The 25287-nt window shown below is 58.4% G+C and carries 27 protein-coding genes, 1 tRNA gene and 1 pseudogene; 20 read left to right on the top strand and 9 right to left on the bottom strand.

Going from position 1 to position 25287, the window contains the following annotated elements; all coding sequences use genetic code 11:
- Together otsB and IVB41_RS16265 are read left to right on the top strand one after the other, a co-directional pair.
- Complete coding sequence (otsB, locus tag IVB41_RS16270; protein WP_027568040.1) at positions 1–822, top strand: trehalose-phosphatase; 822 nt, start codon at positions 1–3, stop codon at positions 820–822.
- A gap of 238 nt (positions 823–1060) precedes the next feature.
- A complete protein-coding gene (locus IVB41_RS16265) occupies positions 1061–2524 on the top strand; it encodes a trehalose-6-phosphate synthase (protein WP_007599076.1) in 1464 nt (487 codons plus the stop codon).
- 50 nt (positions 2525–2574) lie between these two features.
- Here IVB41_RS16265 and IVB41_RS16260 read toward each other — a convergent pair whose 3' ends face one another.
- Positions 2575–2916, bottom strand: a complete 342-nt coding sequence (locus IVB41_RS16260) for a hypothetical protein (RefSeq protein ID WP_247432703.1) — start codon at positions 2914–2916, stop codon at positions 2575–2577.
- Positions 2917–3112: 196 nt separating this feature from the next.
- Between IVB41_RS16260 and IVB41_RS16255 the strand changes: the two genes are divergently transcribed.
- Positions 3113–3202, top strand: a tRNA-Ser gene (locus tag IVB41_RS16255).
- A gap of 732 nt (positions 3203–3934) precedes the next feature.
- Positions 3935–4027, top strand: a pseudogene (locus IVB41_RS35905) (DNA methyltransferase); the annotation flags it as partial.
- Between the two features lie 69 nt (positions 4028–4096).
- On the opposite strand, the gene IVB41_RS16250 reads toward IVB41_RS35905, so the two are convergent.
- On the bottom strand, positions 4097–4324 hold the full coding sequence (locus tag IVB41_RS16250; protein ID WP_247432701.1) for a hypothetical protein: 228 nt from the start codon (positions 4322–4324) through the stop codon (positions 4097–4099).
- A 294-nt stretch (positions 4325–4618) separates the two neighbouring features.
- Between IVB41_RS16250 and IVB41_RS16245 the strand changes: the two genes are divergently transcribed.
- The gene (locus tag IVB41_RS16245) at positions 4619–5110 is read left to right on the top strand and encodes a hypothetical protein (RefSeq protein ID WP_247432699.1); all 492 of its coding nucleotides are present in this window, start codon (positions 4619–4621) and stop codon (positions 5108–5110) included.
- Here the strand turns inward: IVB41_RS16245 and IVB41_RS16240 are convergent, their stop codons facing one another.
- Positions 5111–5596, bottom strand: a complete 486-nt coding sequence (locus IVB41_RS16240) for a hypothetical protein (RefSeq protein ID WP_247432696.1) — start codon at positions 5594–5596, stop codon at positions 5111–5113.
- 288 nt (positions 5597–5884) lie between these two features.
- Between IVB41_RS16240 and IVB41_RS16235 the strand changes: the two genes are divergently transcribed.
- Both IVB41_RS16235 and IVB41_RS16230 read left to right on the top strand, forming a co-directional pair.
- A complete protein-coding gene (locus IVB41_RS16235; protein WP_247432690.1) occupies positions 5885–6247 on the top strand; it encodes a hypothetical protein in 363 nt (120 codons plus the stop codon).
- A 719-nt stretch (positions 6248–6966) separates the two neighbouring features.
- A complete protein-coding gene (locus IVB41_RS16230) occupies positions 6967–7212 on the top strand; it encodes a hypothetical protein (RefSeq protein ID WP_247432687.1) in 246 nt (81 codons plus the stop codon).
- A 369-nt stretch (positions 7213–7581) separates the two neighbouring features.
- On the opposite strand, the gene IVB41_RS16225 is transcribed toward IVB41_RS16230, so the two are convergent.
- Positions 7582–8085: a hypothetical protein gene (locus IVB41_RS16225; RefSeq protein WP_247432684.1), complete on the bottom strand. Its 504-nt coding sequence runs from the start codon at positions 8083–8085 to the stop codon at positions 7582–7584.
- Between the two features lie 122 nt (positions 8086–8207).
- On the opposite strand from IVB41_RS16225, the gene IVB41_RS16220 reads away from it, so the two are divergent.
- The 3 genes from IVB41_RS16220 to IVB41_RS16210 are packed head-to-tail and all read left to right on the top strand — an operon-like array spanning position 8208 to position 9926.
- A complete protein-coding gene (locus IVB41_RS16220) occupies positions 8208–8933 on the top strand; it encodes a hypothetical protein (RefSeq protein ID WP_247432682.1) in 726 nt (241 codons plus the stop codon).
- A 48-nt stretch (positions 8934–8981) separates the two neighbouring features.
- Positions 8982–9677, top strand: coding sequence for a hypothetical protein (locus tag IVB41_RS16215; RefSeq protein ID WP_247432679.1), 696 nt, complete (start codon positions 8982–8984; stop codon positions 9675–9677).
- Positions 9678–9701: 24 nt separating this feature from the next.
- The gene (locus IVB41_RS16210; RefSeq protein ID WP_247432676.1) at positions 9702–9926 is read left to right on the top strand and encodes a hypothetical protein; all 225 of its coding nucleotides are present in this window, start codon (positions 9702–9704) and stop codon (positions 9924–9926) included.
- Positions 9927–10096: 170 nt separating this feature from the next.
- Here the strand turns inward: IVB41_RS16210 and IVB41_RS16205 are convergent, their stop codons facing one another.
- Genes IVB41_RS16205 through IVB41_RS16195 form a run of 3 tightly spaced genes read right to left on the bottom strand, consistent with a single transcriptional unit; the run spans position 10097 to position 12484 of the window.
- Positions 10097–10792, bottom strand: coding sequence for a hypothetical protein (locus tag IVB41_RS16205; RefSeq protein ID WP_247432673.1), 696 nt, complete (start codon positions 10790–10792; stop codon positions 10097–10099).
- A 7-nt stretch (positions 10793–10799) separates the two neighbouring features.
- Positions 10800–11408, bottom strand: a complete 609-nt coding sequence (locus IVB41_RS16200) for a hypothetical protein (RefSeq protein WP_247432670.1) — start codon at positions 11406–11408, stop codon at positions 10800–10802.
- Complete coding sequence (locus tag IVB41_RS16195; protein ID WP_247432665.1) at positions 11408–12484, bottom strand: competence protein ComEC; 1077 nt, start codon at positions 12482–12484, stop codon at positions 11408–11410. The genes IVB41_RS16200 and IVB41_RS16195 overlap by 1 nt, the downstream gene beginning before the upstream one ends.
- Before the next feature lie 355 nt (positions 12485–12839).
- Here IVB41_RS16195 and IVB41_RS16190 point away from each other — a divergent pair, with 355 nt between their 5' ends.
- Both IVB41_RS16190 and mcrC read left to right on the top strand, forming a co-directional pair.
- On the top strand, positions 12840–13442 hold the full coding sequence (locus tag IVB41_RS16190) for an AAA family ATPase (protein WP_247432662.1): 603 nt from the start codon (positions 12840–12842) through the stop codon (positions 13440–13442).
- A 5-nt stretch (positions 13443–13447) separates the two neighbouring features.
- The gene (gene mcrC, locus IVB41_RS16185; RefSeq protein WP_247432659.1) at positions 13448–14566 is read left to right on the top strand and encodes a 5-methylcytosine-specific restriction endonuclease system specificity protein McrC; all 1119 of its coding nucleotides are present in this window, start codon (positions 13448–13450) and stop codon (positions 14564–14566) included.
- A 194-nt stretch (positions 14567–14760) separates the two neighbouring features.
- Here mcrC and IVB41_RS16180 read toward each other — a convergent pair whose 3' ends face one another.
- The gene (locus IVB41_RS16180) at positions 14761–15687 is read right to left on the bottom strand and encodes a Ku protein (RefSeq protein WP_247432656.1); all 927 of its coding nucleotides are present in this window, start codon (positions 15685–15687) and stop codon (positions 14761–14763) included.
- 167 nt (positions 15688–15854) lie between these two features.
- On the opposite strand from IVB41_RS16180, the gene IVB41_RS16175 reads away from it, so the two are divergent.
- The 8 genes from IVB41_RS16175 (at position 15855) to IVB41_RS35795 (ending at position 23501) form a co-directional block, all read left to right on the top strand.
- Complete coding sequence (locus IVB41_RS16175) at positions 15855–16223, top strand: hypothetical protein (RefSeq protein ID WP_247432653.1); 369 nt, start codon at positions 15855–15857, stop codon at positions 16221–16223.
- A 7-nt stretch (positions 16224–16230) separates the two neighbouring features.
- Entirely contained in the window at positions 16231–16680 is a 450-nt protein-coding gene (locus tag IVB41_RS16170) for a hypothetical protein (RefSeq protein ID WP_247432650.1), read from the top strand.
- 2 nt (positions 16681–16682) lie between these two features.
- Positions 16683–17411, top strand: a complete 729-nt coding sequence (locus tag IVB41_RS16165) for an SOS response-associated peptidase family protein (RefSeq protein WP_247432647.1) — start codon at positions 16683–16685, stop codon at positions 17409–17411.
- Between the two features lie 217 nt (positions 17412–17628).
- Positions 17629–18057 carry a hypothetical protein gene (locus IVB41_RS16160; protein WP_247432904.1) on the top strand — a complete coding sequence of 143 codons (429 nt, stop codon included), beginning with the start codon at positions 17629–17631 and terminating at the stop codon, positions 18055–18057.
- Between the two features lie 34 nt (positions 18058–18091).
- Positions 18092–19750, top strand: coding sequence for a recombinase family protein (locus tag IVB41_RS16155; protein WP_247432643.1), 1659 nt, complete (start codon positions 18092–18094; stop codon positions 19748–19750).
- Between the two features lie 325 nt (positions 19751–20075).
- Positions 20076–20825 (top strand): FkbM family methyltransferase, encoded by a 750-nt coding sequence (locus IVB41_RS16150; protein ID WP_247432640.1) that lies wholly within the window; start codon positions 20076–20078, stop codon positions 20823–20825.
- A gap of 175 nt (positions 20826–21000) precedes the next feature.
- Positions 21001–21615 (top strand): SGNH/GDSL hydrolase family protein, encoded by a 615-nt coding sequence (locus IVB41_RS16145; RefSeq protein WP_247432636.1) that lies wholly within the window; start codon positions 21001–21003, stop codon positions 21613–21615.
- Positions 21616–21914: 299 nt separating this feature from the next.
- Entirely contained in the window at positions 21915–23501 is a 1587-nt protein-coding gene (locus IVB41_RS35795) for a DUF6538 domain-containing protein (RefSeq protein ID WP_247432632.1), read from the top strand.
- Between the two features lie 42 nt (positions 23502–23543).
- On the opposite strand, the gene IVB41_RS16135 is transcribed toward IVB41_RS35795, so the two are convergent.
- A complete protein-coding gene (locus tag IVB41_RS16135) occupies positions 23544–24770 on the bottom strand; it encodes a DUF3775 domain-containing protein (RefSeq protein ID WP_247432629.1) in 1227 nt (408 codons plus the stop codon).
- Positions 24771–25287: the final 517 nt, after the last annotated feature.

The raw sequence follows: 25287 nt of genomic DNA, 5'->3' as shown, positions 1-25287 counted from the left end.
ATGAAATCGGAACTGGCTGAATTGGATCAAAAGCGCACCATGGTCGACGATGAAGCGCCCGATGCGGTGCCGGTGCCTCACGCACTTGTGCCGCATCTCAATGAAACAGCGATCCTGCTCGACATCGACGGTACGCTGCTCGACCTGATGCCGACGCCGCGCGAGGTGTGGGTGCCGCCAGGCCTGTCGGAAACGCTGAACCGGCTGACGGAGCGCACCTCGGGCGCGCTGGCGATGGTCAGCGGCCGTTCGCTCAACGACATCGACCTGATCTTCGCGCCGGATGTCTTTCGCGCCGTCGCCGGCCATGGCGCGGAGATGCGGCTTTCGGTGGACAACGAAGCCGATGCCGTCAGTGCGCCGCCCCTGGACAAGGAGCTGAAGCGGCGGCTCGCGGCGGTCGCCAAGCTCAGTCCAGGCATTCTGCTCGAAGACAAGGGCTATTCGCTGGCGCTGCATTACCGCCTTGCGCCGCATGCGGAGAAGGCGATCTATGAATCCGTTTCGCTGATCCGCGCCGACCTGCCCAACGCACCGATCGAGGTGCTGCCCGGCAAGTTCGTTTGCGAGATCAAGCATTCCGGTTTCACCAAGGCGACCGGCGTGCGCGAGTTGATGAAGCACGAGCCTTTCAAGGGACGCCGTCCAATTTTCATCGGCGACGACGTCACCGACGAGACCGTGTTCGCGATCATGCCCGACATGAACGGGCTTGCCTTCTCGGTCGGCCGCCGCGCCATGGGTGTCAACGGTCACTTCGATGCCCCGAACGACGTGCGCGCGTTCCTCGCGCGGCTGCTCGACGACTCAAGGTTGGAATAAGGCACGGACATCTCGGAGCCACATATCGCGCGCGTAATTCCCCAGCGCGTCGGCTTCATGCTGCGCGTGTCACGGTTCCAAAGCCGACTTTGTGTAGCGAAATCGTCGGGTTGCCTTGAGGTAAACCGGTTCCAACGCGCGCGCCCGATTTTGGTTTCAATTGGTGCAAAGGATGATCAGGAACCATATTGATGAACGGCAGTTAAATGGGGTGGAATGAAACAGGAGGGGACGACCTGTGAACTTAGTCGTCGTTTCGAATCGCGTCGCGCGCGGCAAGCCCAACGAGCCCATGACGGGCGGTCTCGCGGCGGCGTTATTACCTGTCGTGGAACATTCGGGCGCGATCTGGGTGGGTTCCTCGGGCCGTGTGCGTGATGGTCATCAAAAGGAGCCGTTCGCCGAGATCGAAGCTTTGGGTTCTGGCGCGATCGCGACGCTGGATCTGCCGGCGGCGCACTATGGCGGCTATTACGAAGGCTTTGCCAATTCGGCGCTGTGGCCGGCGCTGCACTCGCGCAGCGATCTGATCCGCGTCTCGCGTGACGACTATGTCAGCTATCGCGAGGTCAACGCCTTCATGGCGCGCGCCTTGATGCGTTTCCGGAAAGCACAAACCGCGTTCTGGGTGCAGGATTACCATTTCCTCGCGCTCGGCGCGGAGCTGCGCGACCTCGGTGTCGACGACCCGATCGGCTTCTTCCTCCATACGCCGTGGCCGGTCGCGGCGGTGATGCAGGGCGTGCCCAATCATCGCGAGCTGATCACGGCGATGCTGGCATACGATCTGATCGGCTTCCAGACCCATGACGATTGCCAGAATTTTCTCGGCTATGTCGCGGGCGAACTCGGCCTCGCCGTCGAAGACGGCGTTGCGATCTCGCAGCATGGCCGAACGCGTTGCGAGGTCTTTCCGATCGGCATCGACGCCGAGAAATTCGCGCAATACGCGGCGAAATCGGCGTCGCATCCAGACGTGTCGCGGCTGCGCCGCAGCCTCAATGGCGAGCGGCTCGCGATCGGCGTCGACCGGCTCGACTATTCCAAGGGCCTCGTCAACCGCATCAGCGCGTTCGATCGGCTCTGGACCGAACATCCGCAGTTTGCGCGCAGCATCTCGCTGCTGCAGATCGCAAATCCCTCGCGCGGTGCCATCGAAGCCTATGGCAATTTGCAGAACGAGGTCGCGCGGCTCGTGTCCGACGTCAACGGCCGCCACGGCGAGGCCGACTGGACACCGATCCGCTATCTCAACAAGGGCTTTAGCCAGGCCGTGCTCGCGGGTCTGTATCGCACCGCGCAGATCGGCGTGGTGACGCCGCTACACGACGGCATGAACCTTGTCGCCAAGGAATACGTCGCCGCGCAAAACCCGGCCGATCCCGGCGTGCTGGTGCTGTCGAAATTTGCCGGCGCGGCCAACGAACTCGACGCCGCGCTGCTGGTCAATCCGCACGACATCGACGGGATGGCGCGCGCGATCGCGGTCGCGGCCGCGATGCCGCTCACCGAGCGCAAGATGCGCTGGGATGCGATGATGAAGAAGCTGCGCGGCCACACGATCCAGCAATGGTCGGCGGATTTTGTCGCCGAGCTGGAGAAGTGCCGGACGGAGAAGGCCGCGGTCGCGCCGCTCGCCAACCAGCCGCCGCAAGCGCTGCGCTGGCTCAAGTCGGCGATATCAGGCGTGCGGTTGATCTAGTCTCCTTCTCCCCGTTCCTTACGGGGAGGGCAGGGCCGAAGACGAGAGCCTCAATAGCAATACGACACGCCTTCCAGAATCGCGCACTGCCGCTTGTTCGGCGCGTTCGGATCGTCCAGCGGCACCATGCCCTTGCCCTGGCCGACGAACACGCCGGGCCCGACATGCACTGAGCTCTTGTTGCCGATGATGACGCTTTGATGCGGCGTCGCGCTCGAGCGCGTGCCGTCCGGCCAGAGGATGGCATCGCCCGAAAGCATCCCGCGCCGTCCGTCATCAAAGCTGACATCAACCCCTTGCCGGGTGCAGACCTGTGCGGCGGCCGGCATGGCGAAGGCGGCGGCAAGGGCCGAAATCAGGCTCAGCGCGGCGATGGTGTTGCGGATGGTCATGGGGCCCCCGGACGTGTTTGACGGTCTTGAGTGAATCGTCGCGCCAAACCCGCCGCCGGTTCAGCCCGCGGGCGGTTCCGAGCGGTGTGATGGCGCCTGATATTGTCCATTAAATACAACATCTTAGGGAAAAATCACCCGATTTCCCCGCCATCCCTTGCAAAATCATCGGCGCCCCTTCAAGAGAGTGCGCTCCGGAGAGATGGCCGAGTGGCTTAAGGCGCACGCTTGGAAAGCGTGTGTGCGGGAAACCGTACCGTGGGTTCGAATCCCACTCTCTCCGCCACCCCACCAATACCGTGTCGTACTTGATGTTGCAGACAGGCCAGAAACTCGGCCGTTTTCGTGCTTTTCCGCAAGCGGAGAACTCTCCTCTGTCAGCCAACGGGTCTGAATGAAGCAGGAGAACCGAATTTTCTCCGAATCTTAGAACTCCCGAAATTGGTCTAGTACGGTATTTCTCGAAAAAATAAGGGCTTGGCTGCGCTGCGGTTTGGATCTCTCTCGCTCAACCGACTGCGAAAACTCGTAATTCGTGAGTTCGATACCTGCCTGCCCAGCCACACAGTCCCGCGGTTTGCAAGTGTCTACCACCTATGCCTCACAGGCCCGAAAATCCGGGCTTTTTGCGCACTGGCTCCGACTCCCGCTCTCCCGACTTGCTGGGCGATATGGCCGAAAGTCTCCGGCCCATTTCCGAAAAATTCCCGTTTAGCGGAGACGACGGGTGGAGACCGGTTCGATCACGACTGCCTCCCGACCGTGGCACTCTGCTAATCGTCTCCGATCCCAAGTGGATTCAGAGATGAGCCACGCGCGCCGCAATCTGCTTTCAGTTGCAGCCTACCCCGTACCGCCGGTAGTGACCGCGGTCACGTTTATCGCCGAGAAAGTTTGCGGGTTCTCGTTCTCCACTAATGGCGCCGTCACGCGGAAGCAAAGCGCATCCTCGCGCAGAAGACGCTCGGAAAAGGGAGCTCATTTCGCTACCTTCCCTTCGGAACAAATTGAGTCCTGAATATTGGCCGGAGCTGGAAAGGGAGAAACTGTTCTCGATCCATTTTTTGGGAGCGGTACGACGGCTGCGGTCGCTGTTGCATTCAGGCGGCATTGAGCTCAGCCCAGCCTACATCGAGCTTGCCCGTGAATGTCTATCGAACGTTCAGTTGCCACTCGCCGTTTAAAGTCCTTCGCTCGGTAGTGCGGGCATGGTCAGCATTTGGCGCTTCATTTCACCGGCCTGAAACTGCATGTCCATTAGCTGCTGAAATTGAGAATACAGCGCGTCGTTACCCAGGTTGAGCCGCGGTGTCATTAGAGCGGCACGAAACCAATCGAACACGGTGGACCATTCGATTTCGTGGAGTAGGTGACGCCCCAAAATTGCTTCAGAGGAGATGATACTCATCAGTGCTCTGAAGGCCTACCTCAAAGCGAGGTTTGGAATTAATAGTTAGTCATCACCATTATATGGAATATATTATCGGAATTGCCGCTGCGCTCTTTGCCCAGATCGTAAAGAAGTACGCCGGCAGCAATACGCTCGGTAGCTACTGATCGTGTTCTTCGTATCGCTGATCGTCGCGGCGATCTACGTCACGTTTGCAGACACGCCGCTCATGGCGACCTCATTTCGCGCGGTGAATGCTTGAAAGAAAAACGCCCCAATCCTCTCAAAGATCGCCCCACTGAGGACCAGCAGATGGACGTGCTGTTGAGCCTCAGGAAGGCGCCTGACCACATGCTGGCGATCACCGCGGCTGCTTATGTCGACTATGCTCTCGAAATGGTCTTCCGGGAGCGGATGCGAATCGACAATGACGAGGAGGGGCGGATTTTCGAAGGTGGCGGGAATGGCCTTATGGCCACGGCCTCCTCCAAAATCACGCTCGCTTACGCTGCCCGGTACATCGAAAAGCCCTCCCGTGACGATCTACGCATCATCAACCGGGTGCGAAATATCTTCGCCCACAGCATGCACCAAATCGACTTCAAGCATCCAGAGGTCGCCGCGCAGTGCCGGAAGCTCAGTCTGATCCAGCGGCGCAGCGACATGTATCCTAATGCGGCTACAGCCGATCCCCGGTCGCTCTATTGGAATACATGCCTGGACTTCTTCGCCGCGTGGCAATTCCAGCGCCGGGGCATTCAGCAGGACGGCACCATTCAGCACGTCGCTCCGATGGACGAATAGCTATGCCTCTTTGCGCCTGAAGCCGGAGAGCGCCCAAGCGATGGCCGACCCGAATAGGAGCACCACCAGCGGCACAATCAGTGCCATGGCCACTGCTTGCCCGAGAAGCCACCACGGTTGAGGATCGTCTCTAAGCGGCCGGTTGGCCAGTTTGTAGAGCTTCGACACCAAGTCGTTGTCCGACAGGTCTTTGTATTCGGGATAGAGGCGTCTGAAGTCGGCCATCTTGTACATACACTGGCCTTCCGTCGAATAATCGTTCCACGGCCCTTCACGGCCCGTATAATCGGTATTGCTGACGCCCCGAGCGTCCTTGCAATGGACCGGTATCAATATCAGTCCCACCTCTGACCACTCTTTGCTTTCCTTTGCGCGCTTAAACTCGCTGGCCACCAGGTCGTATTGAGTGGCGGCGACGCCGATCACAAACAGGATCGATCCGAGCACCCACAGCCGGAAAAAGCCGCGCCGGAAATTCATATCCACAGCCCCTTCGTTTCCCTTCAGGCGGGATGATACAGTGTTCCCATGGCAACTGACACACAGTCGAATATTGCGTGCGGAGCGGAACGTCAGTTGCCAAACTGCCGCGCCGCACAGAGTATTCGACTCAAATAGGTCGCCCTTACCGGGGCCTTTTTTGCTATTTCCGTTTCCAATCCCCTGTACAGTGATCGCTCCGCTGCATCCGCTCGCTCGGGTGGGAGATGATCCGCAAGTCTAGCTAAGCTGTACCGGGGATTGGGCACAGAAGCCCCGCAGTGCCAGGCGAACATGGTGCAACTGCGAAATCAAAATCATCACCGTGATGGCGTACGTCGGCTCCGCAGGGCACGAGAACGTCAAACCAGACCGTTGCTTTGGTCATTTCGGTCTGACGACAAAAACAGGCGTGACGAACGCTGGGACCAAGGTTCTTTGAAAATTGGGCGGGGTAAACAAAACCCAGATATGCCAAAAGGAAACATTGCAGGCGATGCACCGATCCCGTTCAAACGGGAGAAGGGCGCCCGCGTCATCAAGGCCGTCAACGGCTATGTCGTTTTCACAGACAACACCGATAACTACGAACAGTCGTCACACGTCGCGAAAGACGTATCGGAGGTCGCATGCATTATTGAAACCTACTTCGCGTAGGACCCACACGGGTGCATCCGCTGCCCATTCAGCGAGGAGGACCATTAAGCGTTGAAGCTCAGCGTTCTTTCCTTTATGGAAGAGAACCGCGTGATGTTTATATCGTCTGAGAAGCCGACGGACGAAATTAGGGCGTTGCTTCGACATCACGCATTCAAATGGTCGCCGACCCGTAGCGCATGGGTACGTCAACTTATGGGGATGCGCGGTTCTCCACCGATTGGCTCATCACAGCACTCAGGGCTCTCTAACATGCCTGACTGCTTCGCGTGCGGACATACAGCGGCCCACCACCAGTGGGCCGTTCGTCTTGCAAGGGGCAGGTGCGAACTTCGCCATAAGGGACGGCGGTGTCTGTGCTCCCGATACGTGCCGCCAAACGACGAGCGGCGGCTTGCCAGTCACGTAATTGGACGGCTTCGTAAACGGACATAACGGACGCCGAAAACCGAGTTCGCTCCGCTCGCGCAACCCACGCACCTCAAAAACCCTCTCGAACACCTCCGCTCCGCTGCGGCGTCGCGAGAGCGTCCATGAGGCGCCGGCCGTAATGGGGCACAATTTTCCTGACAGCCGTTTAGCCATTTTTTAACTATGTGGGTGTATTCTCAGAATGCCACAGGTGCGTTTTCTCGAGCAATTCTGGGACTTGCGATGATCAGATCAAACCGAAATGTCCAATCTCTGGACGTCCAGTTTCTGGACACGGCAGGTGCCCCATGATCGGCACCGACCTGCCGGAATGGCGCAAGCGAAATCACTTCACCCAGGACTCCCTGCGGATGGCGCTGGGGCTCGGGTCACGGCAGACCATCATCACGTGGGAGAAATCGACGGGCAAGCTCCCCCGGATGCTGGAACTGGCACTCATCGCTCTGGAGCGGTTTCCGGATCAGCGAACCGCGCTCGGATACAGCTACTCGACAGCAGATTACCCGGTGCAGCGAGCTCGTCCTTCATTCTGAGGGCTTGAAACAGTGGTTGCGTACCATAACTCATTAGCAGTCCTGCGGCACGAGCCCACGCGGCCGATTAGGGGACTGTGTCTGTTATCGAAAAGAGTATGGGGTGATGCTCCGTCTTGCCGGACGCTAAACGGCGACGTTATCTCCGGCACAGTGACGGGTGCTGCTCGGCGGGCCAAGACCGGGCAAGGCGATTCCCAAAATGAAAAGCAGCTCTCCGGAGCTGGGGAATCGCATGCATGAAAACCATCGGTTGGGCCGCCATCATCTACAATGTTCACGACGCGCTGACGTTCTGCGCAGTCTTGCTCCTCATCGTCGGAGAATGCACCGCCACGTACATCGCGCATCGCAAGCCGCGGCGGGTGATTATTTTCCCTCGCGCTCCAGCCGATCAGCCGCGACGAACATGTGGCTTGCCGCGTGACTGAAAGCCATCGTGATCATTTGGGTTTCGGTCATGCCTTCGATGTACTTCTTTTGCTGAGGAGTGTTGGAGTCGATAAAGGCCTTCTTTAACTCAACGATTTTCGCTTCGATCAGTCCCGGCTTGTCGCAGTGCGCGATGGCATTGCGCAGCTCGTTGCCGACTTTGAGGACTTGCCATAGCTCCTCGGTCATTTCTTTGACGAACAGACCCTTAGCGACCCACCATTTCGCAGAGAATGTTTTATTCTTTCGGCGCCGCCGGCCCGCCTTCATCAATGCATTGAGGGCCTGTTCGGCGCCGAGGTGAGCTCTGATTACTGTGAGGACACGCTCCTCAAATTGCCGGATACGTTCAGTCGCCTTCTTATGTGCCTCCGCAAAAATCTTCTCCTGTTCGGTCGGCTCCGGGTCTTCCAGCATCACCCAATTTACTTCCTCAGCCATCGCTCCCTCCCTGGTTGCGGAAACCATGACATAATTTGAGAGGTAGTTCTATTTTCCGGTCGGCGGTCCCGTAGGCCCGGTCCTGTCACGGCACGGAGACTAGCCTGCCGTGACTGCCGGCCATGAACCACTTACAGATCGGCCTCGCCGACAAACACTTTGAAGATCCCAACGGCTCGCTGGTCATTACGGACGAGCCCGCTTTGAAGCGGGGCGAGAAGCTTTATGACCCCGCTAAACACGGTCTTAATCCGCTGCCGATGCAGTACCGGGAGGCGCGCGAGTTCGCCGCCGCCGTCTTCCCCGACAAAGACCTCATGACCTACCGAAACGGGCGGCGGGCACTGACCAGGCTTGTTATGGATGCGAAGCGCTTGGATAAATTGGTCTACACCCGCGATGACGACGACCAGGAAGCAGAGGGCGTGGTGGATGACATCGTGCTCTCACCATTGCTGGCAGAAGCGTTGCGTAAGCCCATCCCGCGTTGGTTCTTTTCCGGAGCCACGATCGCGGTGCGTCTCAACCGCAAAGAAATAGGTGACGACGATGCCAAGATCGCGGCCAGCATCCTGATCTCCCAATTCAAGGGACCGGTCGTAAGTGAGGACTTCGGCTGTTACGCCCGGCCGACCCATGTTGCACTGATCCGTGAAGACCGCTTGATGGCTGGCGTATACACCCTCGCTGAGCTGGATCCGAAGCTGCGCCAGATGTGCCTGCTTATGGAGAAAGAGGCGGTGGGATGCACCTATGAGGATGCCGAGGTACTGGCGAAATATGCCGGTCATGTGCCGGCTACCAACGCTTTCAATGCGTTCGTACAACAGACGATGGCGAGCAACTAGGCGCCACAACCTCCAATTCGCTATGATTCCGACGGCGCGGGGCGGGAAATGAATGCTTGGAAAAAGACCGGATGGCCGATCACTCGGCGCATTCTCGGCGAGGTCGCGATACCGGGCCTATGCGGCATCGCATGGGGGATGCTCGCGTTCTACCAGGGCAAGACTGCATTCGAATCCGTCTCAATTGGCTTTACGGCTTTTTTCTTTATCTTCTTCCTGCAGGGCCAGGTGTTGCGGGTCGCCAAGAATGTCAGCGACAAGCAAAACGCTGCAGAATGGCGCGACTCATTCGCTACCTTAAAAGAAGGGCTCGACGAGCTAAGGCGACAGCAGGCAGAACATGCCGGTCAAGCTCAGCCCGCACAGCAACCTACCGCACCGGCATCGTCAGACCTAATGGACGAAGCAAGGGCCTCACTGGCAAACAGGAACTACTACGCCGCAGCGCTTACCGCCGCCGCCGCCTTCGAGCAACTCACACGTCGCGCTGTGGTACGCATGAACGTCGATCCGAAAGCGCCGCTGTCGCAGCTAGTACAGTCCATCGCATACGCAGCCAAAGATACGTTCCTACAGCGGCGCTTGCTCACGCTGGTTCGACTGAGAAACAATCTTGTTCATCCGCAACACGACACGCCGGCTCTTACTGCCGAGGAAGCCGAACAACTGATTGAAGGTTTTGAGGACGGGATCACCGACGTTGAGAATGCCTCGTGGGACGGCAGAGGACCCAGAAAATTGTGACTAACAAAAGGTAGGGAGTGATTGATGGCTGACGCAACGAAGCAACCGGCGACCGCGCATGACGTATTGGTCGTCTTAACTCAGACTAATATCTTGGCTCGCGCTCTCGTCGCAAGCGGTCTGCTTCAGAAGGAAGAGATTTGCAAGCAAATCGATGTTCTTTCTCCAATGATGGATAAGATCATGCAGTTGGAGCTAGAAAACTTCCGGCAGACGATCGAGAAATGGCCATCTCAAATGAGGCAGTAGGTGTGGACAACGGACGCTCGCACCTGTGTTACACTCCAGGCATCAATAAATCAGCGTCCCAGCTTGGGAAATTATCAGCGGCGAAGCGAAAGCAGAAGCTCGGCAAGAAGGGCATGAGTGACGCTATGCGTGCCCTTGCAACCAAGCGACCCGCTCGTTTGACAAAGTAGCTATAGGTCTCTGATCGGCCACGGGTCGGTCATGTAGTCTGTCTCCAGCAGCTTCTTTCTGCGTTCCTCCTGAAGAGTGAGGCCATCGTCCAGGAGATATATCAACTCCAGCGCCCCGTGAATGATGGAGCCGTGCTTGAAGGACGTGGTTGAGTTCAAGTAGGGGAGGGCGACGGCATTCATGATCTTCTCAAACGAATCCAGCGCTTCCTTCACTTGCGCGATGGGGACGGCTGGCAGCGGCTTCGCTGTCTTGCCGAGAGCCAGGTCAAGGTCGCGGTGTGCGATGTGGCGATTGCGCCAGTCGCGGGCGAATGCCGTGCTATCGGTGGCCACCTTACCAAGTGCGACCACTTTATCTTTCAAAGTTGCATCAGGTGTCAGTGCCGGCAGATTGTGGAGCGTCAGGTTCAGCCGGTCTTTGCCACCCGGCGATTGTGACGGATCGGTCAGCCGCGCAATGTGCAGCACGATCGTTTCCCAGAGGCTGTCTTGAACCATGCGGAAGAAGTGACCTGCCGAACGGTTCATCAGGTCTATTCGGCTTGTCTTTGTGCCGAACAGTTCCAGAAACTCGGCCCAGTTGATATGCAGCCCAGCGATCTCTTGCCATAGCTGGAAGTATTGGACACCAAGGGCATCGCCCATGGCTTTGATGTATTGCTCTTTGGCTTCCGCCGCCGTCTGCTCAGCCATCCAGTCCTCACAGCACAAGAAATTGCAGGTACAGCTCGCGAGCGTAATGGACGCCGAAGCGGTATGCGCGATACCCGTAGATGCAGGCGGCAGCGAATAGGCCGACAGCAATCAGCCAGTCGGCATGCGCGAGCGCCACCACGGTCAGAACGAGGCACGACGAGGCAAAGCCACGGTTGAGACCGTAGTTGCCGTTGAAGGTGTCGATGCGATCCGGCTTTCCGCTCTTACCCACGTCGGCGTAAATCTGCCGCGACACAGGCCACCACTTCTTCTGATCGTACCCGGCCATCTTGGCGATGGTAATATTGAGCCGCGTCCCGACTTTGGTCCGCAAGTTCTCTACTTGATCGGCTGAGAGCAAGGCGGGCGGATCATGCGTCACCCAGTCTGATGGCATGCCGTTCCACCAGAACAACTTTTCAAGCGCGTTCGCTATTGCTGCAACGAGATGACCGGCTGCATAGGCGATCAAGACGAACAGACCGAGCTCGCCAACCGAGAATGCGTCCTTGGTCGTGAGCAATTTGAGCTCGGGATAGTAGAGCACCAGGCCGAACATCAGGATGGAGCCGGGAATGATGATGCCGAGTTGTTCGTACAGCGTCGGCTTCATCAGTCGACCTCTTGTTCGTCGGGGTACGGGATGTTGGTCAGTTTACCGGGCCAAGGACTCGGCGAGTTCCGATGCGCGCGGAACGCAGTATCCTCCGTCGTGGCGACAAAGGCGCCGCGATGGCGCATCGCGCGGATCACAGCCTTACGCGGATGGTCGGTGTCTTCCTTGGCAGAACTGATGAGCGCGTGAAAGGTCTCGCTGCCGGCAGGCAAGAGGGTGGGCAAGCGCGGACCAAGCCAGCGGTCGCATACCTCGGTCGAAAGGTTACGACGCCCGCCGTGATGAGGCACCTGGAACTGCTTCACACCGGGCAAGAACAGTCCCGCGTTGGGCGCGTAATCAGCGGCTTCGTTCATGCCGTCGCGCCCCGCATCGCCTGTCAACACGATGTTGTCGCCGGCGATGTTTGCGAATTGCACGACGCTCATTTCATTCTCTACGCTCGTCTCCTCGCTGGAGAAGCGTTCAGAGCCCCAGCTATCGCGCAGCATGCGGACCGCGGCTTTCACGGGAATGGCCAGTGCAGAAAGGATCCCGCCAAGCCCCGGCGTGAGCTGCGGGGTTCTGTCGGAGCGTAGGATCAGTTGCCCGTATCGAACCGGTGACGGTGCCAGCACGGTGAAAGCCCCGATTTTCTTGCCCTGAAACGGCTCCTGAATGTTGAAGCCGCGGCGGACCGCGATCTCTTCGAGAGTGGCGATATACGGATAGTCGTCGCGGAGGCGCTGTTGCAGGTTGGCGACGGACTGCATGCGCGGGAAATGCTGAATGAGCTGATCGGCGTAAATCCACGGGCGCAGCATCCACAGCGTGCCGACCTGGAAATTCTCCAGGATGGGGGCGAGGCCTTCCGCGTGATCCTTGTCGGGATGCGTCACCACGACATGGTCGATGTACCGGATGCCGTGGTTGTTATCGATGTGCGACGCTAGGTCGGGCGCGGTGCTGGTGTAGCCGCCATCGATGACGTGGAGCACCGGGGCAGCGCCGCCGACGGAATATCGTATCGTGATGCAGTCGCCGCTTTTCGATGTATGGACCGGTAAAAAGTCGAGCTCATAAAAATCAGCCATTCTGGCTTCCACCAATATCTAGTGTGCTAAACCCCCTTACCCTTCATGTTGGGTTCCATCGGGTTCCATGCAACCCCCGATTCTCTTTTCGGGACGGCACCACCTTACGCCATCCTTGATTCATGTTCCAGTTTTGTTCTCAAATGGGAGATGACCCGTCGCTTCCCGCCGCCCGGGACCGTGGACCGTCCACACCCCGATTCTTTCGTGGGGAAGGACGGCAACGGCATCGTGGTGGCGACCGTCCATTGCCGGGATGACCTGCAGAAGTGGTCGTTCGGGCATTCCAAGCTGACCTCAGACGAGGCCAGGCGGATCAGGTGAAGGCAAGCTGGCTCTGGTCGATGGCGTGTTTATGGAGGTCATCAAGGCTGCGTCGAAAGATTCATCTGCCCATGTGGTGGTGATTGAGGAAATCAACCGAGGAAATCCTGCTCAAATTTTTGGTGAGTTACTGACGCTCTTGGAGGCAGGCAAACGGTCACCCCGTGACGCGTTGGAACTTTGCTATCCAGATCCCGACGGCGTGCACCGCGCTGTTCACATTCCGAAGAATGTCTATGTCGTGGGTACAATGAACATTGCGGATCGATCACTAGCGCTGGTTGATCTTGCGCTTCGTCGACGCTTTGCATTCTATGACCTTAAGCCAAATCTGGCCGATTCTTGGCGCAACTGGATGGTCCGGCGATGCAACGTGGATCCAATTCTTGTCCCTGAGATTGAGCGTCGCATTGTAGCTCTCAACGGCCACATCGCGGCTGATGCGCGTCTGGGTGAACAATTCTGCATCGGGCACAGCTATGTAACTCCGTCGGATCCTCTGGAGAATGGCGCTACTCAGAAGTGGTTTCGCCAAGTGGTAGCCACCGAGATTGGCCCGTTGCTTCGAGAGTATTGGTTTGACGCGCCAGAGGAGTCACGAAAGGCGTGTGAACGCCTCCTGCAAGGTTGGTGAGCAGAATGACCTCCCTGCCAGCCGATGCAATAGTGGCGGACGGATATATTGGACGAATCCCGGTTCGGAATCTCTGGCTCCTGATGCTCTACGCTTCAGATCTCTTTCGCGCGCGCGGAACAGGAAAGGTCGGCCTCGAGGAAAGCCCAGATAATCTGCCAGATATTGTCGCCGAGATTCTCGCCCATGCGGTCGAGACGCGGCAACGCCGCCGTCTCAGCTTAGGTTACCAGCCGCGAACAGCGGTTCAAAGTCGCGTGCGGGGACGAATTGACGTCATTACGACGGAAAGGCACCAATTGTTACTGCGCGGTCGAATAGCTTGCCGTTTCGACGATTTGACGATCGATACACCTCTTAATCGATTTGTTCGAGCGGCTTTGGAATCCATTTCAAGAATAGTGTGGCGAAAAGATCTAGCGCATCGGTGCCGATCTCTTGCAAACGGCATGAAGAGCATGGGAGTGTCGGGTCATGCGCCAACCCGCGCCGAGATTAGTGCGCTTCGATACGGTCGTTGTGACGCGAGTGACCGATCAATGGTTGCTGCAGCAAGACTTGCGCTTGACCTTTCGTTACCGACGGAGGCGGCAGGGGCCAACATATTGTCTCTGCCAGATCGAGAAGTTACTTGGGTGCGCCGATTGTTTGAGAAGGCCGTCGGTGGCTTTTACGACGTGGTACTAAGTTCGGTCGGATGGGATGTTCGGTGCGGAGCCCCGTTAGGCTGGCAGATCGAAGAACAGACCATGGGTATCAACGAAATCCTCCCGACGATGCGGACCGATGTGGTGCTCGACCACGCAGAATCAGGTCGGAGAATTGTTATCGACACTAAGTTCACGTCCATAGTGACAACCGGCTGGTATCGAGACGAAACGTTGCGAAGTGCGTATATTTATCAAATTTACTCCTATCTTCGATCTCAGGTGGGGGGCGGGGACCCCAGGGCCGATCGTGCAAGCGGCCTACTTCTGCATCCATCTATCGGAGGAATGGTCGACGAGGCGGTCGTCATCCAAGGCCACAGAATAAGGTTTGCCACGATCGATCTAGGCGGGTCGGCATCCGAAGTTCGAGCTCAACTTCTTCATTGCGTCGACCAAGGAGCGGCCTTGACCTGACAAGAACTCGGCTCTGTTCGACGCCTCGGATGTGGGTGCGCGGCTCGCTCGAAATCTAGACCTGCTTGGCCCCTGAATTGCTTGGGCCGCTGGCCCAGTTCTTCCATAACAACGCATATGCGAGTCGTGATTGGGTTCACTCCGCTGAGCGCAGTGGACGATGATGTAGCTCTCCAGCCGCCGCTACGGCTGCTTCACGCCGACTTACGCTGCGATCTGGCTGACTTTTTTGACGAGCTTCCCTTTGCAGGCTTCGTGCCTTGGATCGACATCAGCATTTCCTTCTGGCCCGCTGCCTTTTTCAGCGGCTTCTTGACCGACTTCTTCGCAGCTTTGGGTTCTGACGCAGTTCCCGAGACGCTTCGGCGCAGCGCCTCCATCAGGTCGACCACGTTCTCACCGCGTGGGCGTTCCTTCGGTGTGATTGTCTTGCCAGCTCGCTTTTGATTGATCAGTTCGATTAGAGCGCTTTCGTACTGATCTTCGAACCTCTCCGGCTCGAAGCGCCCCGCCTTCTGATTGACGATGTGCCTAGCCAGATCCAGCATATCCTTCGTGACTCTTACATCCTGAATCTCATCGAAGTACTCCTGCTCGCTGCGCACCTCATACGGGTAGCGAAGCAGCGTGCCGACGAGACCCTTATCCATCGGCTCAAGCGCGATAATGTGCTCGCGGTTCGTCAGGACCACCCGTCCGATTGCGACCTTGTCCATCTCGCGGGTGGTCTCACGGATTACCGCGAAAGCGTCGTGTCCAACCTTGCCGTCCGGACGGATGTAGTAGGGACGAATCAGGTAGCGCGGGTCAATGTCGGTACGATCGACGAACTCATCGATCTCGATGGTCCGCGTAGACTCCAACGCGATCTCCTCGAGCTCCTCCTTCGAGACCTCGATGTACTGGCCCTTCTCAAGCTCATAGCCCTTGACGATGTCCTCGTTCGGCACCTCGTCGCCGGTGTCTGCGTCCACCTTCAAGTACTTGATGCGGTGGCCGGTCTGCTGGTTGAGCTGGTTGAAGGAGATCTTTTCGCCCTCAGATGTGGCCGGGTAAAGCGCCACCGGGCAGGTAACCAGAGACAATCGCAGGAAGCCTTTCCAGTTGGCGCGCGGTGCCATTTACGCAGAACTCCTGTTTCGGGACCCACAGACTCAAGACGAACGATCGCGCCCGGTTCCGACCGCCCGAACGGGCCCACAGGATGACTTTTTTCAAACGGGGGATCGACTCTATTGTTCCTGATATGTTCTAATCGGACATGACCGACCGACCCGCGAGCTGGCGCATGCCGACCCCGAAGCAGATGGAAAAGATGGTTGGTGCCGTCCGCCGAAACACGCCGCCCGCGCCTGGATTGGCTCCAGACGACGACCTACCGCCTGAATACTGGCAGGCTCTCCTCGATGACAGTCGTGCGGAGGCGAAGCCCGGGCACTCCGCAGGGGCGTTGCGGCTATCACAAATCTCCCACCATATCCTGCGACTTGGCTGTAGCCGGTGCGGCAGGCTGGTCGAGATTCAGAAGGTCGACGCCACACGCCTCTACGGCGCGGATGCGGTGTGGAAGGAGGTCGGCCAGCGTCTTTTAGACAACACCTGCAAGCAGCGGACTGGCCGTTACGAAGAGGATGGCTGCTGGCCGACGTTCGACTAAGCCGTCGATGGCGCCCAAGTACCATCCCACACCCCTCTCCGGGACCGATCGAAAGGCACTCGGCAAAGAGCTCAGCAAAGCCCGCGCGATGACCACGATTCTGGGAGCGCAGTCGGCTGAAGCCCGTGCCAAGGGCGAAGCTCTCATCCGTCAGGCCGACAAGCTGCTGTGCGAATCTTGGAACGAGAAGTTGTGGGCAGATGGGGGACCGATCGATCCATCCCCCACGATCGACCAAGCCTTGAATGGCGGCTACTCATCGCTTGAGATCCAATGTTCGCGCTGCAAGACTAAGAGGGATGTCGACCTAGCCATGCTGCGGCATCCGCCAACCACATCGGTCCACGACCTCGCGAGCCGGCTTCGCTGCAGCAACTGTGCTAAGGCCGGCCGACGTCCGGCCGCCACCCTCCTGCAACTGAGACCCGGTCCTCGCCAGGCACCTCCGGAGACCTGAACGTGTGCAATCTCTACTCGATGACGAAGAACGTGGACGCGATTCGTCACCTGTTCAGGGCGCTCAACAGCAGCGTCGGAAACTTGCCCAGCATGCCCGGCATCTTCCCGGACTACCCAGCCCCTATCGTCCGCAATGCTTCGGGTGGACGAGAGATCGTCATGGCTCGCTGGGGCATGCCATCGTCGCAGAAGGCACTCCTGGACGCGACGAAGAAGCGCGCGGAGAAACTGGAAGCCAAGGGCAAGACGGTGGATTTCAAGGAGCTGCTCCGGATGGAGCCGGACAGCGGCACAACCAACATCCGCAATGCCAGTAGCGCACATTGGAAGCGGTGGCTGGGGCCGGACAATCGCTGCCTAGTCCCTCTGACGTCGTTTTCCGAGTACGACACGATTGAGGGCAAAAAGGTGCCGGTGTGGTTCGCCCTCGATGAGTCTCGGCCCCTCGTCGCTTTCGCGGGCATCTGGACGAACTGGACATCTGTGCGGAAGGTCAAGGAAGGCGAAGTCAACGCCGATGTTTTCGGTTTCCTGACCTGTGAGCCGAATGCCGAGGTGAAACGCGTCCACCCAAAAGCAATGCCCGTCATCCTGACGACTACTGAGGAATGCGACGTCTGGCTCCGCGCCCCTTGGGATGAGGCTAAGGCGCTGCAGCGGCCGCTTCCGGACAAAACTCTCAAGATCGTTGCCACCGGAGAGAAGGAAGACCCAGCGCCCGGCACGTAGGTTCTGCACAGGCTGGGAACAGGTGGACAAGGCCTCGCCCTGATGATTCGGAATCCCTGTTACGTGCTAACCGCACGGAATGACGGAGGGACGGAGGGATTCGTCCGGGCATGCTGATCATAAAGGAAAGACGTCCGGCGACGCGGACGCTACGCGGCTGGGCAATCTTGCTTGTACAAGAGGCCGGGCCATCCGTGAGTGCGAGGAGCATAGGTGGATGATGGTCGCTGCTATGCGTCCGCTGTCGCGGTTCGTTCTCATTGCTCTGTTTGCGCTCGTGACGCCAGCCAAGGCGGCAATCGAGCCAATGGCAGACTCCATGCATGTGGGCCGTGCGTCCGGGAACCTTGATCAGTGGCAACGGATCGATTTCCGCTCTTCGGGACTGCCTCGGCGAAACGCGGCCCAGATTAAAGTCGCCATCCGCACCAAGGGCCTTAGCATGCAGGGCCTGATCCGGATTCCGGGTGCACCAGCATCGAACTTCGACACCGGCAACGGCTTGACCGTCGTTGACCTAATTAACGTCGGCAACGCTAGCAGGGGCTACGCTGACATTGTCGCCCTCGAGATATTGTTCACCGAGACAATGCCGGGACAGTTCTACGAGGTGTTTGCCGTCGCTGATGGCGACCAAGCCAAATAGATCTGCTAGAATGCACGCTTGAGGATGCCCACCGATGGCTAACTCACTCGTCATACGCAAGGGAACGAACCTGGAGAAGCGCAGCCGAGCCCTTCGCGCGGCGCAATACCTTCGAATGTCGACCGAACTCCAGCGCTATTCCATTCAGAACCAGGCTGCTGCCATAGCCGCGTATGCCCAGCAACAAAACCTCACGATTGTTCGTACCTACCTCGACGAAGGACGTAGCGGCCTAAGAATCAAAGGCCGGGCGGGTCTTATCGAACTGATTAGGGACGTTGAATCTGGGGACGCGGATTTCGATCACGTCCTCGTTTACGACGTCAGCCGGTGGGGCCGTTTTCAGGATGTCGACGAAAGCGCGCACTACGAGTTTGTCTGTAAGCAGAAAGGTGTCCAGATCGCCTATTGCGCCGAGCAATTTGACAACAACGGGAGCCTACTGTCGAGCATTGTCAAAAACATAAAGCGGGTAATGGCGGCCGAGTACAGCCGGGAGCTATCGGTCAAGGTTCATGCCGGGCTCTGCAGGTTGGCCAGCCTTGGATATCGCGCGGGGGCTCCTGTAACCTACGGTCTTCGGAGAGAGCTGATTGACGAAAGTCATCGATCGAAAGGGCGACTGGGCAAGGGCGAATACAAATCCCTCAAAACGGACCGGGTCCGCGTTCAAGCCGGGTCCGACGAAGAGGCCGAGATTGTACGATTGATCTTTCGCCGGTTTGCGGTCGAAGGAAAGTCGGATGCGGCGATCGCGCGAGACCTCAATCGTGCCCATGTGGGCAACCAGCATGGGCGACCGTGGAGCTACCTGATGGTGCACACCATTCTTAAGAACGAGAATTATATCGGGAAAGTCGTCTATAACCGCACCTCCAATCAGCTCGGGCAGAAGCTCAAGCGAAACCCTCCCGACCAGTGGGTCCGCAGTGCCGCAGCTATAAAGCCCATCGTTGATGAGGAACAGTTTGCGCGTGCCCAGCGCATCATGGCCGATCGCTACATTACAATCTCCGAAGACGAGATGTTGAAACGTTTGCGCACGACACTTGCGCGCAAGGGACGGCTGACCACGCGGATTATCAACTCCGCACCCGGGCTTCCCTGTTCAGACTCTTACGTTGATCACTTCGGCTCGCTGCGCAAGGCCTACGCGCTCATCGGCTATTCCGCGTCCCGCGATTGCGACTGGATCGACTGCCATGATCTCTGGACCGGAGTTCTGGAGCAACACAAGGCCGAGGCGATCGAGGCACTGAGAAGCGACGAGGGAGTATGCATCAGCTCCGATGAGACCGGGGCCGGACTGAAGATAAACGGTCTCAGCCTGTCCTTTCTTGTTGCTCGACAGAGCGCAAAGCCTAAGCCGGAATACGTGGATCACTGGAGAGTCTACACTCGGCCGGTTCCTCTCGGATTGTTGGCGGTGCTGCGGTTGGATAGCGACAATCGAGCCATTCGAGACTATGTGCTGCTTCCTCTCGCTAAAAAGTGCGACGGACATTATCTCAGGGTCTCGGATATGGCTTTAGCTCGCCTTCACGCGCTGCGGTTCGAGAGGTTTGACGAGCTGATCAATGCCGTCAGAAAGAGATTGGCAGCCAGCCGCGCCGCAGCAGCCACGACAATCCGGACGAACAAACGATCGAAACCAGGCCGGCCCAAAACCAAGAACGGCCGCGCGCTGCGCTAATCGAGCGCAGATACAGAAGTGCTCCAAGCAACGTGCCGTAGTTCTTTTTGAAATCGCCGTTGAGTTTGGCAATCTTCGAGAGCTCGGAAGGGGCTTCTCGGTCATCGGCCATAGGCTGGCTCCAATTCTCTTGTTTAGGACCAGCGTCTTATGAACCACTGTTTTGCCCGACGGCGCAAGTTGCATTTATCTATTTCCGAAAATCTTCTCATTGAGGACTGCGCCGGACTTTGCGCTTGTGCGCCGCAGCAGCGCAGCATTTCTCTGCTCAGAGAGGTTGCGTCATCGCAACTCAATGGTAGGTTGCAGTTTTTGAGGGCTCGCGGTGCTCGATCAACTTGGTCATTTCGCCGTCCGCACGCTGCGGGCCAGATATCGGGATCAGAGGGCCGAGCTGCGCGCGCTCCGCCATCACATTCGCTCTGGAGACGTCGTTTGCGACATTGGCGCGAACAAAGGTAGCTATCTTTATTGGCTCGCGAGGTGGTGCGGGGACGGACGGCTCGTCGTTTTCGAACCTCAGCCATCGCTTGCAGGGCGACTTTCTGAACTTTGTGCAACGCTGAGGCTACGAAACGTGGTCGTTGAGCCGAAGGCCGTCTATTCAACCGACGGCGAGCTTGAATTGTTCGTTCCGAACGGCCATCAGCCAGGCGCTTCTCTTCTTTGCCCTACGGGCGATTTTAGCAGGGTGCGCGTGCCGACCGTTAAGCTGGACAACTATTTCGACGAGCAGATCCGCATCTCGGCGCTCAAGATCGATGTGGAAGGCGCAGAATTTGGCGTTCTTAAGGGAGCTGAGCGGATCCTGCGTCAGCATCGGCCACTAATCGTCGTCGAATGCGAGGACCGGCATCAATCACCAGATAGCGACTACCGTGTTTTTTCCTATCTGCGGTCGCTCGGCTATCGGGGAAGTTTCATCAACGGAAACCAAGTTCTGCCGATTGAGAGCTTTGACGTCTCAGTCCACCAGCGCCAGGACGGTGAATGGTTCTGGAAGCAGGCCGGATATTGCAATAACTTCATTTTCGAGCCGGCCGCACAATCAATAACGGTTACCCAGGGTAAATAAGCCATGTCGCTTGGCGACCGAGCGTACCAGAGCGTCCATACGTCCATGGCAGGGACCGTCGGACCGTTTACTCAGTTAGTGGCGCCGGCCACAGGACGTCACAATTTACAGTTGCGCTTGCCCCTAAAATAGTGATCTTTCTGCTGCGATGAGACTTGGAACAGTTTTTCCTTGGATGGTGGCCGCCGCTTGCCTGATCGCGGCCGCAGCTTCGTTTTCCGAAATCCAACGCCTCAAAGGCCGAATCGGCCAGTTGACGCGACACGAATTCCACGATCACAGCGACGTGCGAGAGTTCATAATCACAGCAGCAGTGGCGGACGTCCTCGATCCCATCTTCGTGCTCGGTGATAGCATTACGGAGATGGCCCCGCTCCCGCGGAAGATATGCGGGCGCCAAGTCATAAATGCCGGTATCGGCGGGCAGACAATCCGGGAAGCTGAACGCATCGCAAAGCGAGTGATCGGCGAGCGCGGCGCATATCTTGTAGCGCTCGCGCTGGGTGCAAATGACGTCGGATCATCGTCAGTGCGGAGCGACTTCACTGCATTGATCGATGCGGTCAAGCCGCTTGCGAAACGCCCGCCTGTGGCACTAGCCGTAACCTCAGATCCCGCGACAAGCAGGGAGATTGCCGCCGCAGCAGCAGCCCGCGGCATCGACTTCGTCACGCCGGTACTTCCCCGCGGCTCGCTTATGAGTGACTACATTCACTATCGGGCTGCAGCCTACGAAGTATGGGTTCCTGCGCTGGAGGCCGCGATCACTAAAGAGTGCTCGGAATTCTAGACATGCCAGCACACCGCGAGCGAGACGAGCGCTGCGAACGAACGCGGGGCGGTGGCGCAAGGTAGGTGCGGACCTCAGGCGGGTTTGGGGAGGTTCTATGTGGAGAGGTGTCAGGGGATGTACAGACCTGAATACCGGAGGGCGTGCCGCAATCCGCCCATTGCGCACGGCTCACGGAGAAGGTTCGAACCCAGGTGCTCTCCCTCCGCCATCGAGCCTCCCAAGCTCCTGAAACTCCAGATTAACCTTCAAAATAAGGCTTTCCGCAAAAGTCCGGTGGTACACAGGAGTGGTACACCGTGAGCTTTCGCATGATCCAGCCTTGGGAAAATCCCCGTTCTGAATTCTACTGGTTCAGACGCCGCGTTCCGAAGACGTACCGCACGTTCGGAATGCCCGCCGAGATCAAGTTCAGCCTGGGCACCAAGGACTGGGACGAGGCGGTTCTCCGCTGCCAGGAAGAGAACCTGAGGCTGGAGCGGGAATGGCGGGCCAATCTGGTCGGCACTCCGCCGACGGAGCTTTCCCATCTGCAGATCATCGCGCTCGCAGGCGAATTCTACGCTGAAACCGTGGCAGCGCACCGCGACGAGCCGGGCCGGGCGATCGAGTGGGAAAAGTCGCTGAAGAATCTGAACGATCGCAGACGCGCTCCGATAGGTCCGCTCGGACCGCACCTGTATGTGATGTTTGCTCCCGAAGTGCGGGCGTTCCTGCAGCGGAAGGGACTCCATCTCGTCGGCGAAAGGCTCGATTCCTTCCTCCGCGCCTACGTCGAAGCGAAGGAGCGAGCCTCGCGGGCTTTGATGAGCGCCGCGAAAGGCGACTACGAGCCCACCGACAAGCCCCCACACTATCCGAAATTCGAACCGCCGAATCCGAAACGCAAGTTCGCCGCGCTGTGGGCCGATTTTGCCAAGGAGCGCATGATCTCGGCATCGACCCGGAAAAAATGGGAGCCGTATTTTGCTCAACTGATCCGGAGGGTAGGCAGCGACGATATGAGTCGCGTCACCGAACAGCATTTGCTGGATTGGCGCGACGCGCTGCTCGCGACGAAGATGTCGTCGTTCACGGTCCGCTTCGGATACATCGCAGCCGCGCAAGCGTTCTTCGGATGGGCGAAGAGGACGAAGAAGCTGCCCTATAGCCCCGCGGCGGAGGTCTTCGTTGAGGTCTCCGAAAAGCACAAGACGGACATGCGCGGATTCAATCATCGGGAAGCCGCGACCATCCTCTCGGCCGCGCTCGCACCGCCGAACGAAACGATGACCGAGGAGAACGCCGCAGCGCGCCGCTGGGTGCCTTGGATCTGCGCCTACACGGGCGCGCGCGTGAACGAAATCACGCAGCTTCGCGCGTGCGACGTGATCGAGGTCGACGGAATTCCCTGCATCAAAATCACTCCGGAAGCAGGGACAGTTAAGACGCAAAAGCAGCGGACCGTGCCGCTGCATCCTCATCTCCTCGCCATGAAATTTCCGGAGTTCGCGCGGAAGAAAAAAGGCGAGACGCCGCTGTTCTATTCGATCGCACGGCAGCGCAATCCGAATCGCAAGAACCCGACCTATACGTCCGTCGGCAACAAGCTCGCCCACTGGGTGCGCAAGAAATTGGCCATCGAGGATCCGACTGTCGCCCCGAATCATGGATGGCGCCACAGGCTCAAAACCGAAGGTCGCCGCGCGGGCATGGTGTGGCTGATCCTCGACGCGATCCAAGGTCACGCGCCGCGCACGGAAGGCGAGTCCTACGGCGAGGTGCCGCCCGACGTGATGCTGCCGGAGATCCGGAAATATCCCTGGTACGAGATCGAAGCGCCGGTCGAACAACGGGACAAACGGCGTCGCGGACAGCGCAAAATCGACATGACCACCCCAGCGTAGGACTTGAAGCAGCGCGATATTCCGGATCGTCAGCTTCGTAATTTATTGCTTCGTTTGCACATCGTCGGCGGCCTGCGCCTCGACTTGCTCCGCCGGTGGCGTGCCTAGCCGCTCGGCGAGAGCAAGTCGCCCCGCCCGACGCGTGCCTCGCTCCAGGCAGGCGATCAAGTTCGTCTTGTCCAACAGCCTCCCGGTCCGGGCGCGCAACTCTTCGTCGTCGCCAATGGATTGCAGATACGTCGCGGCCCGTTCGTCGAACTGCTCCGGAAAAAAATCTCCTCGACCCAGATAGAAGAGAGCTTCGAGGTCCGCGGCTTCATGACTGGTGATCGTACCGCTCAGGGCGTCGACGCATTCGCGTCTCTTCTTGATGTTCGCGATCAGATCCGCAGACCTGAACCTGCTCCCGTGGACGACTTCGGGTTCTTGCCCTTCGCGATCGGGATGAAGAATGCGCCACTGCTCGACGACGAGGACCACTTCGTCGTCGAGCAGATAAGGAAGGTCGGTTTCGCCGCCGATGATCCCGTAGAATTCGCGGTTTGTCTTGATCGCATCGATGGCTTTGCTGAATTGCGTGTTGCTGAGTGCGAAGCGCTCCTTCACGGTGTTTTTCGCCACGGTGAAAGCTTCGCTGCTCCATTCGGCGAGCGGAGGCATCATGCCGGCGATTTCGCGGAGGTCCGCGCGCGAGCAACGGGACGTGTGCGTGCCGGCCTTTCGCTCGACGACGAAGTCGATCGTTCGGTGCATCAATCCATCGATGACAGACGACAATTCCTTCAGACTGTCGCGGATGACGACGATGTTGGCCAGGGATTCCCCCTTGAGGCTCGTCTCCCCGTCGCGATTGACGTGGTACCTTAATTCCTGTCCGTCGTCGTCTATCCGATCGAGGCTGACGACAAAGCGTTCCAGCGCCTTCAGATGGTTCCGTATCGCTTCATCGGCGAAATCGGCTGCGACCATATGGTCCCAGTGTCCCTTGATGTCGTGATTGGCAGGATGCCGCTGCGGGATGACCCCGCAATCGAACAGCTGCCCGGTGACGTACTTGAGGACGAGCTCGATAGCATGGCGAGCATTGTAGAGTATTGGAAGGACGAGTGTATCGCGTTTGGCGAGCATGTTCTTGACGATGATAGCGTTTGCGAGCTCGCTCGCGGCCTCCAGATAGCCCTCGATGTAGTGAAGTTCGTCGCCCTGCTGCCCGATGCAGGCGTTCCACGTACTGTCTTCCGAAAGGCCGAAAAACGGATCTTCGCTCATGCGACTCACTCGAAGGCTGCCTCTCGCAGGAACCCGATATATACGACGAGGTGGGAAACAGGCACGAGGGGCAGTCCGCAGCGCTCCGGGCTCTCATGATTCCGGGTCCTTGGTCGCGCATGTTCTTGACGGAACGCCGCAGAAGCGGATCGTCGGGCGCCGCCAGATTGTTGCGACTTCAATTCGACGTAGGACTCGCCGGACGGGCGGTGACGACCCCTAGACCGGCTTATGGTCGATGCACGTTCGGCGGAGTCCGCGTCTAGCGGTGACGACCAAAGCTGGTTGTGGCGAGGGGGTCCAGTGTTTTTCGATGCGACGGCGAATCCTTTGACCTCGGAATCGGCTACGCAGTTATCTGGACCCGAGCTTCACCGCACTGCACGCGATGAGCGAAACCGGGTCCGCGACCCGCGTCTTCCCGAAGACTAGCCTTAGGGCAAGATCGATCGAAGCTCGATTGGGACATCGGCAGGCTTTTCCGTATCATCTAGGGAATGATCACATTGGTGTTATC

This window comes from Bradyrhizobium sp. 44, from assembly GCF_023073095.1.
GTDB lineage: Bacteria > Pseudomonadota > Alphaproteobacteria > Rhizobiales > Xanthobacteraceae > Bradyrhizobium.
Note: the sequence above shows the minus strand (reverse complement) of the source record. Positions and strands in the feature narration are given on the sequence as shown.